This window comes from Georgfuchsia toluolica, from assembly GCF_907163265.1.
Classification (GTDB): Bacteria; Pseudomonadota; Gammaproteobacteria; order Burkholderiales; family Rhodocyclaceae; genus Georgfuchsia; species Georgfuchsia toluolica.
This window is the reverse complement of sequence record NZ_CAJQUM010000001.1, coordinates 2,598,444-2,613,440: the sequence shown is the minus strand read 5'-3', so window position 1 is coordinate 2,613,440 and position 14,997 is coordinate 2,598,444. Positions and strand designations below refer to the sequence as shown.

Sequence of the window (14,997 nt, the reverse complement as noted above, 5' to 3'; positions counted from 1 at the left end):
GGTCAGTACTCGAGTCATGTTAATACCACTATGGGCATCGGCATTGAAATCTACAGTGCGGTTGTATTTTTCATAGCCCCTTCTAAGATGGGCTGTGCTTGCTTATCCGGTCCGGACAGGAGATCAAGGCGCGGGATTTGCGCCGCAGGTTGCCTTAAGCAAGCCGCAGGATTGTTATTCTTTGAAATGAGCAAAGGAGCAAATCATGTCAAAATATGTCAGTGCAATAGGTTTGATAGCCGGTGTCCTGGCTGTCGCATTCTCGCCGACCGCGATCGCCGCCGATATGAAGATGCATGATATGGACGCCAGTGCAGCCGCCCCGACTGCTGCCGACAAGAAGTTGATCAAGAGCGCTATGCAAGCCGCGCCGAAGAAAGTAAGCGAGGGGGCTACCATCGTCGCCATGAACGCGGATGGAACCATGCGGACCCTGCGCGAGGGAACAAATGGATTTACCTGCATGCCGGACAATCCGGCCACCCCTGGCCCCGACCCGATGTGCATGGACAAGGCGGCCATGCAGTGGGCAATGGCATGGATTGGGCATAAAGCACCTGCCGCCGGCATGATCGGCTTCATGTACATGTTGGCGGGAGGAACCGACGCCAGCAATACGGACCCATATGCGACCAAGCCCAGCGCCAATAATCACTGGATCAAGACCGGGCCCCACGTAATGATTGTGGGTGCCGATGCAAGCTTCTATGACATGTATCCAAAGAGCGCGAATCCTGACACCTCGGTACCCTATGTGATGTGGCCAGGGACACCGTATATGCACCTGATGATCCCAATCAGGTAGCCGAAGCGACAACCGATTGGTCAAGTCCCTGAGTTGCAAAAGACGCTGACCAGACCATGATCAGACATACAGTCATGCCCCGCCGGTACGCAGGAGTCAAGTCCGGAATGGGAAACTTTGGCGATCTGACGGTCTATCCACCAAAAACTGTGGATAAACTGTGAGCGACCAGTGGAAAAGTGGTCAAACATACCGCTGGTCGCGAGGTTGATGAAGTTCATTCCATGCTGCTCAATTTGTAGTCAGGATTAAATTTTTTCCTGCCGATTTGCCTTTGCGTTAATCGAAAGTGTGGTCTAGGATAATCACTCCATTCCTATAATAAAGAGGAGACATCCATGCCTACACGTCGTGTCAGTGAGGTTATTCGCAATAAGCCCTTCGTCGCCATATCGTTCCACACCAGCGTTCGCGAAGCCGCGTGCCTGATGGAATCGTATAAAACGAGCGCGGTGATGGTAGTGAACGACAAGAAGATGCTAAGAGGCATCTGTACTGAGCGGGATATCGTGCATGGGCTGGTTGCGAAGGGCCTGGACCCGGATCGAGTCCAGGTGGGGAACATAATGACGGGACACCCGCGTACCATTAGCGCGGACAGGCCCTTTGGCCATGCCTTGCACCTGATGTACGAAGGCGGTTTCCGCCATATGCCGGTGGTCGATATCGCCGGGCGGCCCATAGGCATTCTCTCGGCCCATGACGCTCTGGATTCCGACGCGCTTGAGTTTGGGCGCGAGTTGGAACGGAGGGAAGAAATCACCGTCATTCTCTGACGCCGGACGCCGAAACAAGAGCGTAACCATCCGAAAAGCAGGCCATCAACGTTTCGCCCGACTTAACGACAGCGGGCCGGGATTGGTTTGGCGCTGGCAGCTATTCTTTGGAAGTTGCCGGCGCCCCTGTTCTTCGTCCCCATCATCGCTGATGCGGTGCAGCATGTTTGTTCTAACGCGCATGGCCGTCAGCGCTACCCTTGATGATGAAAATGCGCAAAGGCAAATTGAACGTCTCGGCGGCGCAAAGCGGTGCTTTGCGACTCCATCGCTGATTTTTCATGCTAAGAAATGGCACAATGAGCCATCAAGAACCTCGAATATCGTGTAACCATGTTCAGAAAGCTCATCAGGGCAAAAAAACCTCCCACAGAAGCAGAATCGGCATCCTTACCGGCGCCGATTGCGGAAGCCACATGGGAAACAAGACTACAGACGGCGCTGGGAAACGACTTGGCGTTGCTGGCGCTGGCGAAGGACGCGCCGTCAATCGATATCAAGCTCTCCGCAGTATTGGCGCTGGCGAGTGAAGATGCTTTGCGTCTGGCTGAACAAGAGTTTCGCACCCACGATCGGCGCATCCATCGCGCTGTCAAGGACCGGTATAAGACCGAGGTCGAGCGGCGCGAAACGCGTGCGCGGGCCGGCGAACTGATCCAGTCCGCAGAAACTCTGGTTGAAGAGCCGGCAATTCCGGCCAACCGCCTGGTCGAGCTCGATCATGCCTGGCGCGCACTCGATGCCAGCCTGCTTGAAGATATCCAGAAGACGAGATTTTCCGAGTTGCAACAATGCCTGGCGCAACTGCTGCGCGAACGCAGCGAAGCCAAGCGCTCCGTCAGTCGCTGGATCGCCGATGCCAGGCAGGCGCTGGCGCATTTGGGCATCAACCACGCCAGGCTGGCGAACATCGCCATTCCGCCGCACGAACTGATTACAGCGCTGGCGGCCGCGAGCGCGGCAGCGCGGACAACGCTGGCGGCGCTTCCAGCGTCCGCCAACGTCACGACGGTCGACTCATCCGTCATTGCCACACTCGACCAGGCACTGCGGACTGCCTTGCAGGACTCGGCGCCGATCGAGGCGCGGCTGATGCTGCTCGACGAGTTGCAACGGGGCACACAGCAGCCGGAGCCGCCGCAGGAAGACGGAGAACCCGCCACCCCGGCAGCAATCGTCGCAACACCGCTCCAACGCTGGCAGGCGCTGGCACCCATTGCCGATCCAGGCGTCGAGAAAGCACTCAATGCCCGCTTCGAAGCATGGCAACGCATGTTGCATGACGCGCAGAGGAAACGCCAGACCGACAGTCGCCAGCGCGGCGCCGCAAGCGACAAGGCGGCGCAGCAGGCGCGCCTTGAGGCTTTGATGAAAGCCGTCGGCAGCGCTGAAGAAGCGCTTGCCGCAGGGCGGCTGGCGGCTGCCCTCAAACATATGCCGGCCCTGGATGCCGGGTCTGCAAATGGCGCGACGGCCCCTGCCCTGCAGGCGCGCATCGAAAAACTCCAGGCCGAGATTGCACGGCTCAAGGGCTGGCAACATTGGGGCAGTGAACAAGCGCGCGACGATCTCGTCGCAGAAGCCGAGGCACTCGCTCGTTCCACCATCGTCGTGGACGAATCGAGCCCGGCCAAATTGCCGATCCAACAGATTGAGAAAAGCATCGAGCAGTTGCGCGCGCGCTGGAAGCAGCTGGATCAGATGGGCGGCGCGAACAGCAAGGCGCTATGGCAGCGTTTCGACGGCGCATTGAAAATCGCCTATGTTCCGGTGGCGGCGCACTTCACTCGATTGAACGAGGCAAGGCTGGAAAATCTTGCCAAGCGAGAAAGTCTGCTTGACGCCCTGGATGCGCTGAATATCGTCAGCGACGACAGCGGCGCTGCGCCCGACTGGAAGGAAATTGCCCGGGCGCTCGCCCACTTTCAAATGGAATGGCGCAAGCTCGGACCGCTGCAACATACCGTGCCGCACAAGAGCCAGGCAGCCTTGACGGAGCGCATGAAATCGAGTGTTGCGCGGCTGGAGCAACCCTTGCATGAAGTCCAGCACAGTGCAAAAGCGCAGCGCGAGCAATTCATCGTTCGCGCCAGGGCATTAAGCCAGAACGCACAGGATCGCGACCTGATCGCCAAGGTCCGCGAGCTGCAGACGCAGTGGCAGCAGCATGCCAAATCGCAGCCGCTGCCGCGCGCGGTGGAGAATGCAATGTGGGCAGACTTCAAGGCGGCGATCGGCGCCGTCATGGATCGGCGCGAGGAAGCCCTCAATGCCCGCACTGCCCAATTGGAGGCCAATCGGGCGCAGCGCGAGGCCTTGATCATGCGCCTTCAAGCGGTGGGGCAGGATGAAGCGGAGGCAGAGATCAAGCGCATCCTGGCAGAGGTTGACTCGGAATGGCACCAGGCCGGGGACGTGCCCGGCAATCAGGCGGCCAAGCTGGAGTCCAAGTATCGCGATGCTCGCGACAAAGTGCGGCAATATCTTGCAAACAGCGCTCAGAGAAAATGGAATGTCACGTGCGATGCGCTTGCCGGCAAGCTGGCGCTTTGCGACGAGATTGAGGCGATAACCCCCGCCGCGCCCGCCAACATTCCGGATATCGAAGTGCGTTGGGCCGCCCTGCCCGCCTTGCCGTCACGCTGGGAACAGGCACTGCAAGAACGATTCCAAACTGGCGTCGCGAATGTCGGTGGCGAATCCAAGGCGCCCGGTAATACGCTGAACGATCTGCTGTTACAACTCGAAGCGGCGCTCGACATTCCATCGCCCGCCGCATTCCAGGCGGCAAGACGCTCGCTCAAGCTTCAATTGATGAAAGAGGCGCTGGAAGAAAGGCGGCCAGCCAGTCCGGCCCCGGCAGACATCAATAATTTGACTGCGGCTGTTCTTGCTTGCGCGCATCATGACGCCGAACAGCGTCAGCGCCTCGAAGCCGTTATTGTCATGCTGCGCAAGTCCACACCCGGCAGTTTGGGCCGCTAAGTCCGCCGCCTGGCGGTCCTATCGTTTTAATCTGGCAAATGCCATTGCCATCGCGCCGTTTTGTGGCGCGGCCTCCCGTTTCGGCAGCGTGGCTTTGCTGCCCCGCTGCCGTTCGGGGGCATCCTTCCTGGCCGTGACCTCGTCCGTCAGGCGCAGGGTCAATGCGATGCGCTTGCGTGCGATGTCGACTTCCATCACTTTCACCTTCACCACGTCGCCGGCCTTGACGACGCTGTGCGGGTCCTTGACGAATTTCTCGGCCAGCGCGGAGACGTGCGCGAGACCGTCCTGATGCACGCCGATATCGATGAAGGCGCCGAAGTTGGTGACGTTGGTCACGATGCCTTCGAGCAGCATGCCGGGTTCGAGATCCTTCAGGTCTTCAATACCCTCGCGGAACGCGGCGGCCTTGAACTCGGGGCGCGGATCGCGGCCCGGTTTTTCGAGTTCCTTGAGGACATCCTGCACTGTGAGCAGCCCGAATTTTTCGTCGCTGTATCGGCCTGGATCAAGCGCGCGCACGGTCTTGCCGTCGCCGATGACTTCGCGGATGCCCTTCTTGATGTCGGCGAGGATGCGCTCCACCAGCGGGTAGGACTCGGGGTGCACGGCCGAGGCGTCCAGCGGGTTATCGCCGGCGTTCACGCGCAGGAATCCGGCCGCCTGCTCGAAGGTCTTGTCGCCAAGGCGCGGCACCTGCTGCAAAGCCTTGCGGCTTTTGAAGGCGCCGTGCTGGTCGCGGTAGCTGACGATGTTGGCGGCGAGCGTGGCGTTGAGGCCCGAGATGCGCGTCAGCAGCGGCACCGAGGCGGTGTTCACATCGACCCCGACGGAGTTCACGCAATCCTCGACCACTGCGTCGAGCGATTTGGCCAGCCGGTACTGGTTCACGTCATGCTGGTACTGGCCGACGCCGATGCTCTTGGGATCGATCTTGACCAGTTCCGCCAAGGGGTCTTGCAGGCGGCGGGCGATGGAAACCGCGCCGCGTAATGACACGTCGATGTCCGGAAATTCCTTCGACGCCAATTCGGAAGCCGAGTACACCGAAGCGCCGGCTTCCGATACCACGACCTTGGCGAGCTTGAGTTCTGGATGACGTTTGATTAGATCGGCGGCGAGCTTGTCGGTTTCGCGGCTGGCCGTGCCGTTGCCGATGGCGATGAGTTGCGCGCCGTGCTTTTGCGCCAGGTGGCGCAGCGCGGCGAGCGCGCCTTCCCAATCGCGGCGCGGTTCGTGCGGGTAGATCACCGCCGTATCCACCAGCTTGCCGGTCTGGTCGACGACGGCCACCTTGACGCCGGTGCGCACCCCCGGATCGAGGCCGATGGTAGTGCGCGGGCCGGCCGGCGCGGCGAGCAGCAGGTCGTGCAGGTTGCGGGCAAAAACGCGGATCGCCTCTTCCTCGGCGCGTTCGCGCAACTGGTTCATCAATTCCAGTTCAAGATGCAGCGAGAGCTTGACCATCCAGGCCCAGCGCGCCGAGTCGAGCAGCCACTTGTCGGCGGCGCGGCCTCTGTCGGCGATGCCGAAATGAGTAGCGACCATGGCCTCGCAGGGCGCAGCGCGGGGCGGGTCTTCCAGTTCCGGCGCGGTTTTCAGCGTGAGGCGCAGCACGTCTTCGTTGCGGCCGCGAAACATTGCCAGGGCGCGGTGCGAGGGCATGTCCTTGATTGGCTCGCGGAAGTCGAACCAGTCGCGAAACTTGGCGCCTTCGCTTTCCTTGCCCTCGATCACTCTGGAAACGACCAGAGCATTGGCGAGGAGCGTTTGGCGCAGTCTGTCGAGCAGCGCGGCATCTTCGGAAAAGCGTTCCATCAGAATCTGGCGCGCACCGTCAAGCGCAGCCTTCACATCGGGCACATGCTGCTCGGGAGGCTCCTGCTCCAGGCGTACGTACTTGGCTGCCTCTTCTTCCGGCACCAATGTCGGATCGTCGAACAGGGCGCAGGCCAGCGGCTCCAGCCCTGCCTCGCGCGCGATCTGCGCCTTGGTGCGGCGTTTGGGCTTGTAGGGCAGGTAGAGGTCTTCGAGGCGCTGCTTGGTCTCGGCGTTCTCGATTTCGGTTTTCAGCTCGGGCGTCAGCTTGCCCTGCTCATCGATGGAGGCGAGTACGCCGACGCGGCGCTCTTCGAGTTCGCGCAAATAGGTCAGGCGTTCATCAAGCAGGCGCAACTGAATGTCATCGAGTTCGCCGGTGACTTCCTTGCGATAGCGGGCGATGAAGGGAACCGTGGCGCCTTCGTCGAGCAGTTGCACCGTGGCGGCGACTTGCTGGGGGCGGACGCCGAGTTCGGCGGCGATGCGTTGTTCAATACTGGGGAGCATGGGCGATGTCGGTTGGCTAGTTAGTGCTGCACACAAATAGAGACTTATAAGTCCCTGGTTTGTCGTCTCCGCGCAGGCGGGGACCCAGTGATTTTGCAGTAAAGACGCTGGATTCCCGCCTTCGCGGGAATGACCAAAGGGAATCCCGTGGAATGACGAATGTTTTTATTGAGTGTTCCGTCAAGATTGCAGCCCCTCACTAGTCAGCGGGTTCCAATTCACCGCCCAGGGCAACAAGCAGATCCTGGAACATCAGGCCGAGCTCGCCGGCCATCAAGGCAAAGTCCGTATCGAACTGCTCTTCCGCATCCAGGGCGGATTGCTCGGTGGTTTCTTTCAGGATATCCAGGAAGGCCAGGCGTTTGATCTGGAATTTATCCGTCAGCACGAACGACAGCTTGTCATTCCATGTTACTCCGAGCTTCGTTGCGCTCTTGCCGTTGGCGATATGCTGGCGTATTTCCCTGCCCTCCAGGGCGTGCTTTACATACCGGATGGCGGACTGCGCCAGTGCGGCGGCCCGCAGCTCCAGTTCGTCATCGATGGTAAAGCCGACGGGGGCGTCATCTGAAGCAAGCCATTCGGTCATGGCCGCCATCGGGGATAACCGGGTTTGCAAAGGCCGCAACTGGACTTCCCCTACCAACGGCAGGAATACCTCCAGAAATTCCTCGGCCCTGGCATCCGATCCGGCATCGATCACCAGCCATCCACTGACCGGATCGATCCAGCCCCAGGTCGTGCGCCGACGGGTGAATGCCTTCGGCAACAATTCCAGTGCGACGCGGTCCCGCAGCTCGCGCCGCTCTTTGCGCCCGAGCGTGCGCTCCTGTTCGGCTTCGATGACGGCAGCCCGCTCCTGTGTCTCCTGCCGGATGACTGTCGCCGGCAGCAGTTTTTGTTCAACCCCCAGGGCGACCAGCCATTGGCCATTCACGGCATGGACGAAATCCTCATGTTTCGGATAGACCCAACCCCGACTGATCATGTCGAGGCTACCGCATCGGGTTAATGGCTTTTTGGCCAGCAGGTCATTGAGTTGCCTGGAATCCTTCCAGTTGGACGACAAACGGTAAATACGGAGATTGCGAAACCACATGTTGGACTGAAATCCTGCTCGGGAAAGGGGCGCAAGAATACCTTCATGCTGGCCGGGATGCCAGGGTTTTGCTCTTGTTGGCGTTTCATGCCCCAGTTTCCATGGGAAGGCTTAATACCGCAACGTCTCGCCTCCGAATAAAATCCCTGGATGAATCCAACGGATTGTTTCACCGTCACGGACGTAGCGAACTGGCTTTCTTCTCGCGAAGTGGCAAAAGCGCAAAGTTACCTCGATGCGGTAACCGACCTCGACATTAGTGATAGTCAGATCAACGCCAAGGTGCAAGGAACGGCCGCGAAGCCCTATCGGGTAGCCGTGACGCTGTCGCCTAACGGCCGCAATTTCCCGGCCAGGATTATCTGTACCTGTCCGGTAGGCGGCTATTGCAAGCATGTTGCGGCAGCCTTGCTCAAGACCATCGAAGTGCGTGATCGCGTAGACCGCGTCACGCCCGCCGCATTGGAATGGATCGAGGCATTGCGTCAGATGGCGACAGGGCCGGGCAGCGCCGTCACCAAACCCAAGCAACAACTGTTCTGGTTGATTGCTTACGCCGATGACCTGCGCGAGTTTCGTGTCGGCTGTCTCAAGGGGCGCATCGACGGCAATGGCATGCTGATTGGCAAGCCCGCCCCATGGTACAACTTCGAGCAAGCCTTGTCGCGCCCATTCAGCTTCATTGATGATGACGACGTGGGCATCCTGCGTCTTTTGCTCGCGCAAAATCGCAGCCGGGTGCCATATCGTGGCGATTTATCGATCATGGGCCGGCACGGCGCCGACATTCTTTCCAGAATGGTGGAGACGGGCAGGCTCTACGCCAACGGTTTCGCCATGAGACCGCTCAGGCCGGGCCCCGCGCGGCCGGCCAGCATTTTCTGGCGGCACGATGCGCTTGGCCGCTTCTGCGCCCAAGCCAAGGCCGAGCCGGCCGCAAGCTGGGCCTTGCCGCTGAATCCTCCCTGGTATGTGGACGGCGAACGGCACGAAGTCGGCGAGCTGGTCTTTGATAGCCCATCCGCAGTGATCGCCCGCATTCTTGCCGCGCCGCCATTGAATGAAGCCGAAGCACGACTTGCCACGGATGTATTGGCGGCGACGGCACCCGGCGTGTCGCCGCCCGTTATGGAGGCGGCGCGGACCATCGATGTTGCGCCCATACCGCAACTGAAGTTGAACACCCTGGAGGCGTCCACGCTCCACATGCTGCGCCAATACCCCGCCCATGCCTGGGGCATGGCGCTGGATGTGGCACAAGTCGGCTTTCGCTATGAGGAAACCGTGTTCGATGCCAACGACAAACACGAGATCGTCGTCCTGGCGAGCGGCGAACCCGTGCACATCAAGCGCCAGCCCGGCGCAGAAGCGCAATGGCTGGCGCAATTGAAGGCACTGGGATTTGAGTCCATTCCAAAGAATGCCGTGTCAATATTCCCGCCACAAGACGTGTCCGCCTTCATGGTGCTGCAAAATGAAGCGGCCTGGCCCGCTTTCATGAGCGAAACCCTGCCGCGCCTGCGCGCCGAGGGATGGGAAATCGCAATGCCGGAATACTTTCGCCATCACTTCCTGAACGTGGCGGCGTGGGAAGCGGAGATCACGGAAACGGAAAGCGGCTGGTTCGATATCGACATGGGCATCGTGGTCGAGGACCGGCGCCTGTCTTTGGCGCCGCTGTTGGCCGAGCTGTTCCGCAACGATCCGCGCTGGCTGGATGCGAAACAACTTGAAAAGATCAGCGGCAGCGACGCTGTCGAATTATTCACACCGCAGGGACAGCGCATCCGGGTCAAGGCCGAACGGATCAAGCCCCTGGCGCAAACCCTGATCGATCTGTTTGATGGGGTAACGGGAAAGACGCCAGGGCCGCTGCGGATTTCGCAATTCGATGCGCAGCGGCTCACCGCTTTGGACGCCGGCTGGCGAGTGGAAGGGCTGGAAGCGATCCAGCGCATGATGCAAAAAATCGCCGGGTTGGACTCGGTAAAAGCCATAGCGGCACCCGCAGGTTTTGCGCTGACGCTGCGCCACTATCAACTGGAAGGTCTGGCCTGGCTGCAATACCTGCGCGAACACGATCTGGCCGGCATCCTCGCCGACGATATGGGCTTGGGCAAGACGGCGCAGGCACTGGCCCATCTGCTGCTCGAAAAAGAGGCCGGACGGCTGGATCGCCCGGCCCTGATCGTGTTGCCGACTTCACTGATTTTCAACTGGAAGCTGGAAACGGCCCGCTTCGCACCGGGCCTGTCAGTCCTTTCTTTGCAAGGCAAGGCGCGCCACGAGCGCTTTGCCGACATCGCCCATCACGATCTGGTGCTGACCACCTACCCGCTGCTGTGGCGCGATGCGGAGGAACTGGCCAAACACGAGTATGCATTCCTCATCCTAGACGAAGCGCAGACCGTCAAGAATGCCTCTAGCCAGGGCGCCGCCGTGGTGCGCCAGATCAAGGCTCGCCATCGCCTCTGCCTCACCGGCACACCGCTGGAAAATCACTTGGGCGAACTCTGGTCCCAGTTTGACTTTTTGCTGCCGGGTTTTCTCGGCGACGCCAAGGCCTTCACCAAAACCTGGCGCACGCCTATTGAAAAACAGGGCAACAACCTGCGCGGACAACTGCTGGCGCAACGCATTCGCCCCTTCATCCTGCGCCGCCGCAAGGAAGATGTGGCCAAGGAGTTGCCGGCCAAGACCATCATTCTACGCAGCGTGGAGTTGCAAGCCGGGCAGCGCGACCTTTACGAAACCGTGCGTAGCGCCATGGACAAGCAGGTACGCGACGCAATTGCGGCAAAGGGTTTCGCCCGCAGCCAGATCATCCTGCTCGATGCCCTGCTCAAGTTGCGCCAGGTCTGCTGCGATCCGCGCCTGGTCAAATCCGGAGCGGCGCAAAAGGTCAAGGAACGGGCCAAGCTGGATCAGCTCATGGGTATGCTGCCAGAATTAGTGGACGAAGGCCGCAAGGTACTCGTCTTCTCCCAATTCACCACCATGCTGGCGCTGATCGAGGATGAGCTCAAACAGGCCGGCCTCGACTATGCGCTGCTCACCGGTCAGACACAGGATCGCGAAACGCAAATCCGCCGCTTCCAGGAAGGCACGGTGCCGGTCTTCCTGATCAGCCTCAAGGCGGGCGGCGTCGGCCTCAACCTCACCGCCGCCGACACCGTTATCCACTACGATCCGTGGTGGAACCCGGCGGTGGAAAACCAGGCCACCGACCGCGCCCATCGCCTCGGCCAGACCAAGCCGGTGTTTGTGTACAAGCTGATCGTCGCCGGCAGCATAGAAGAAAAGATCCTCGCCCTGCAGGAAAGAAAAGCGGCGCTGGCAGATAGCGTTCTGTCCAGCGATGGCGCCGGCGAAGTGAAATTCTCCGAAGCGGATATTCAGGCACTGCTGGCGCCCTTGCCGGCATTGAAGTGACCCGGCAGCATAAAAATGGGGCAACCCTGGAACGGCAACAATCTGCCTGTCATTGCCGCGTTACCCGCGGCGCCGTGAAAACGCCAACCCTACAACAAGCTGTTACACAAACCCTGTGCTCCAAACGCGTTCTGAAACGTCTAATCACTCAGAGAGGACGTGATCATGAAAACCATTAAAGCAATGTCTGCATTATCGATGCTGATGATTTTGGGTGGATGCGTTGTCGTACCTGCTGCACCTGGTTATTACCCAAGGTCGCAGGGCTATTACGAATACGAAGCGCCGCCTGTCTATTACGCACCTCCCGCCTATTACTATCCATCTATTGAGTTCGGAATCTATCGCGGTTGGGGCGGCAGGCATGGGGAGAGGCGTTGATCAAATCTCTTGCTGAACGCTACAATTTGGCATCGGCGGAACCTCGTTAATTTCCGTCCTGAACACCTGTATTAACGCGCCTTACGGCGGTTCCACCGACCTCGCCTCATGAAATATCCGGGCTAACGCTTTTTCGCACGAGTCGGCTTGGGACGCGCCTTTGGCAGCTCGGTCTTGGAAAAATACCAATCCACGTATTCATAGCCAGCCTTGGCGCGCGCGTCCGCATCGGCGATAGTCGTCGGCGGTGGTACCACCACCTTCTCGCCCGGCTGCCAGCCTTCGGGCGTGGCAACACAGTACCGGTCTGCGGTCTGCATTGCCGCCAGCATGCGCAGGAACTCATCCACCGAACGGCCATTGCTCATCGGGTAATACACCATCGCCTGTACTTTGGATTCCGGATCAATGAAAAATGCCGCACGCACCGTCGACGTATCACTGGCGCCGGACTGGATCATGCCGTAGTCTTGCGCGACACGCATCGACAGATCCTCGATGATGGGGAAAGGGACGTCGACGTCAAAGTTGTCGCGGATATTGCGGATCCAGGCCAGGTGGGCGAAGTTGCTGTCGATCGACAGCCCCAATAGCTCGCAACCAAGCGCCTTGAATCGGGCATGGGCGCGGGAAAAGGCGACGATCTCGGAGGTGCACACCGGGGTGAAATCCGCCGGGTGGGAGAACAGGATCAGCCATTTGCCGCGATAGTCCTCCAGCTTGCGCGGTCCCTGGGTGGTCTTGACCGAAAAGTCGGGTGCCTGTTCGTTAAGCCGTGGCAGGCTGTTTTTCCAAACGTTTTCCATGCGGTTCTCCTCTCATTCCTCGAAACGTGCGCGAATTTCCATAGGTATCGGGCCAGCCTTCATGCCTTCAGGATTGACTGGATCGCGCAAGGCCCAGACGCGCAACTCGTGTCCCTCTACTACAGTCTGATCAGCGTTGATCACGCGATGTTGCACCTGAAACAGCTTGTTGCGCCACTCGCCGATCCAACTCTCGATGATGATGTGATCGCCAAAACGCGACGGCCCAAGAAACTTCGCCGCCGCGTCCACGATCGGAAACCCCGCTAGCCGATATTGCGCCCACAGTTCCGGCCACGCCAAGCCGCGCTCTCGAAACAGGCGCTCGGTGGCACGGTCGAACCATTCGAAATACCGCGGATAGTAGACAATGCGCGCCGGATCGCAATCGGCGAAATCGACGACGAATTCGAGGCGCGATGGTTTCATGTCTGATGGGCGCGCCAAAACGCGTCGAGGGCGGCGCACATGCAGGAGACAAAGCCCGGGTCGAAGTAATAAAGACTCATTGGGCCTTATAGTCCGGTTGTCGATTGGGCGCTGCATCGGCAAATGCGGGTAATGCCAGACAGTGCTGCTCAGCTTGAAGAATCTCCGGATAGAGAGAGAGGTCGACGCCGAAACGCCGAGCGCTGGCGATCTGTGGAATTAGGTATACATCTGCGAGAGACGGCTGCGACCCGTAGCAAAAACCGCCGCGCGCCCGATCCTGACTCAACAGCCGCTCGGTCGCCTGGAAGCCTTCGTCTATCCAGCGTCGGCACCAGGCATTGACGCGCGTTTCGTCGCAGCCAAACTCCTGGCGCAGGTAGATCAGTACGCGGCGATTGTTGAGCGGGTGGATGTCGCAGCCAACAATTGCCGCCAGTGCCCGCACGCGCGCTCTGGCGTTCGCATCGGCGGGAAGCAGCGCTGGCGTCGGATAACGCTCTTCCAGCCATTCGATGATCGCCGGCGACTGCGTCAGGATTAGGTCATCGTCCACCAGAGCCGGCACCAGGCCCTGCGGATTAAGTTCCTTGAAGGCGGCGCCGAGATGCTCTTCGCTGCGCAGGTCGACCGCGACATAATCGTAGTCGAGGCCCTTCAGGTTTAGCGCAATGCGCAACCGGTGCGAGGTGCCACTGGCAAAGAAGTTGTAAAGCTGCATCGTTGATCTCCAGGCTCAGGCGGCGGCCAGACAGTTGCCGACATTCCATCCGTACAGCCACTCCATCGCATCGTAGAAGCGCTCGGGTGTACGCCCCTTCCACAGGTCGTTGCGTACCAGTCGCTCGACCCCCTTGGCGTGGTAGATACGTCCCATCTCACGCGACGACAGCACGATCCGTGCGGTCCGGGCAACCCGCGACCGCTGGTAGAGATCGAAGGCCTTGATGAAGTCGTTGCTGTTGAGGCGCAGCGCTTCGCCCAGCGTCACGCCATCTTCCAGCGCCATGCAAGCACCTTGTGCCAGGTATTGCAGCGCTGGATGCGCGGCATCGCCGAGCAGTGTCACACGTCCAAAAGACCACTGTGCGATGGGTTCACGATCGGCGGTAGCCCAACGTTTCCAGCTCTTGGGCAGGTCAATCAATCGGCGCGCCCGCGGGCAGGTATCAGTGAAGTAAGACTGCACTTCTTCGTGGCTGCCTTCGGTGACTCCCCACTCCTCCTTGTTACGGCTGTGAAAGGTCACTACGACGTTGTACTGCTCACCGCCACGCAGCGGATAGTGCACCAGATGGTAATTGGGGCCGACCCAGATGCTCGCCGCGTTCCACTGCAGATCGGCCGGGAAATCCTTTTTGTCGACGACTGCCCGATACACCACGTGGCCCGAAACGCGCGGCGGATCGCCGATGTATTGCTGGCGCACCACCGACTTGACGCCGTCGGCACCAATCAGCGCAATGCCCCGATGGATCTTACCGTGCTGGTCATAGACGGTTACGCTCTCAGCGTTTTGCTCGATACGATCCACCCGGGTCGAGGTCAGGATTTCGACACGACCGGTTTCCTGCGCACCCTCCAGCAGAGAATGGTGCACATCGACACGGTGGATCACCGCGTAGGGGTTACCGAAGCGCTTGCGGAACGCCTCGCCGGTCGGGATGCGGCCGACGAGAGTCTCATCCAGGGCATCATGCATCACCATCTCATCGGTAAACACCGAGCGGCTGCGTGCCTTATCGCCGACGCCCAGGGCATCGAAGGCGTGAAATGCGTTGGGGCCGAGCTGGATGCCGGCCCCGATTTCACCAATTTCGGGGGACTGCTCCAGCACTTTGACCGAGAAACCTTGGCGCACCAGCGCCAGCGCGGCGGCTAGGCCGCCAATGCCGCCACCGGCGACGATTACGGGAGCTTGCTGTGTCATGTATTGTCTCCTCATTGGATTGGGAT

Annotated in this window: 11 protein-coding genes; 5 read left to right on the top strand and 6 right to left on the bottom strand. The window is 60.0% G+C overall.

The genetic code is table 11. The annotated features are described in order from the left end of the window. Positions 1–205 precede the first annotated feature (205 nt). The 3 genes from K5E80_RS12375 to K5E80_RS12365 all read left to right on the top strand — a co-directional run bounded on the left by K5E80_RS12375 (position 206) and on the right by K5E80_RS12365 (position 4,566). Entirely contained in the window at positions 206–805 is a 600-nt protein-coding gene (locus K5E80_RS12375; RefSeq protein WP_220636443.1) for a hypothetical protein, read from the top strand. Between the two features lie 338 nt (positions 806–1,143). Beyond that, a complete protein-coding gene (locus tag K5E80_RS12370; RefSeq protein ID WP_220636442.1) occupies positions 1,144–1,581 on the top strand; it encodes a CBS domain-containing protein in 438 nt (145 codons plus the stop codon). Positions 1,582–1,914: 333 nt separating this feature from the next. Beyond that, positions 1,915–4,566 carry a DUF349 domain-containing protein gene (locus K5E80_RS12365; RefSeq protein WP_220636441.1) on the top strand — a complete coding sequence of 884 codons (2,652 nt, stop codon included), beginning with the start codon at positions 1,915–1,917 and terminating at the stop codon, positions 4,564–4,566. 18 nt (positions 4,567–4,584) lie between these two features. On the opposite strand, the gene K5E80_RS12360 is transcribed toward K5E80_RS12365, so the two are convergent. After that, positions 4,585–6,894 (bottom strand): Tex family protein, encoded by a 2,310-nt coding sequence (locus tag K5E80_RS12360; RefSeq protein WP_220636440.1) that lies wholly within the window; start codon positions 6,892–6,894, stop codon positions 4,585–4,587. A gap of 199 nt (positions 6,895–7,093) precedes the next feature. After that, the gene (locus tag K5E80_RS12355; RefSeq protein ID WP_220636439.1) at positions 7,094–7,993 is read right to left on the bottom strand and encodes a recombination-associated protein RdgC; all 900 of its coding nucleotides are present in this window, start codon (positions 7,991–7,993) and stop codon (positions 7,094–7,096) included. 150 nt (positions 7,994–8,143) lie between these two features. On the opposite strand from K5E80_RS12355, the gene K5E80_RS12350 reads away from it, so the two are divergent. Together K5E80_RS12350 and K5E80_RS12345 are read left to right on the top strand one after the other, a co-directional pair. Beyond that, the gene (locus K5E80_RS12350) at positions 8,144–11,425 is read left to right on the top strand and encodes a DEAD/DEAH box helicase (RefSeq protein ID WP_220636438.1); all 3,282 of its coding nucleotides are present in this window, start codon (positions 8,144–8,146) and stop codon (positions 11,423–11,425) included. A gap of 165 nt (positions 11,426–11,590) precedes the next feature. Next, entirely contained in the window at positions 11,591–11,806 is a 216-nt protein-coding gene (locus tag K5E80_RS12345) for a hypothetical protein (RefSeq protein ID WP_220636437.1), read from the top strand. A 122-nt stretch (positions 11,807–11,928) separates the two neighbouring features. On the opposite strand, the gene K5E80_RS12340 is transcribed toward K5E80_RS12345, so the two are convergent. From K5E80_RS12340 to K5E80_RS12325, 4 genes are all read right to left on the bottom strand, one after another. Beyond that, positions 11,929–12,612: a peroxiredoxin gene (locus tag K5E80_RS12340; RefSeq protein WP_220636436.1), complete on the bottom strand. Its 684-nt coding sequence runs from the start codon at positions 12,610–12,612 to the stop codon at positions 11,929–11,931. Positions 12,613–12,624: 12 nt separating this feature from the next. Beyond that, positions 12,625–13,041: an acyl-CoA thioesterase gene (locus tag K5E80_RS12335; RefSeq protein WP_220636435.1), complete on the bottom strand. Its 417-nt coding sequence runs from the start codon at positions 13,039–13,041 to the stop codon at positions 12,625–12,627. Positions 13,042–13,117: 76 nt separating this feature from the next. Then, positions 13,118–13,762 (bottom strand): maleylacetoacetate isomerase, encoded by a 645-nt coding sequence (maiA, locus tag K5E80_RS12330; RefSeq protein ID WP_220636434.1) that lies wholly within the window; start codon positions 13,760–13,762, stop codon positions 13,118–13,120. A 15-nt stretch (positions 13,763–13,777) separates the two neighbouring features. Next, on the bottom strand, positions 13,778–14,971 hold the full coding sequence (locus K5E80_RS12325; protein ID WP_220636433.1) for a 3-hydroxybenzoate 6-monooxygenase: 1,194 nt from the start codon (positions 14,969–14,971) through the stop codon (positions 13,778–13,780). Between the last annotated feature and the right edge of the window lie 26 nt (positions 14,972–14,997).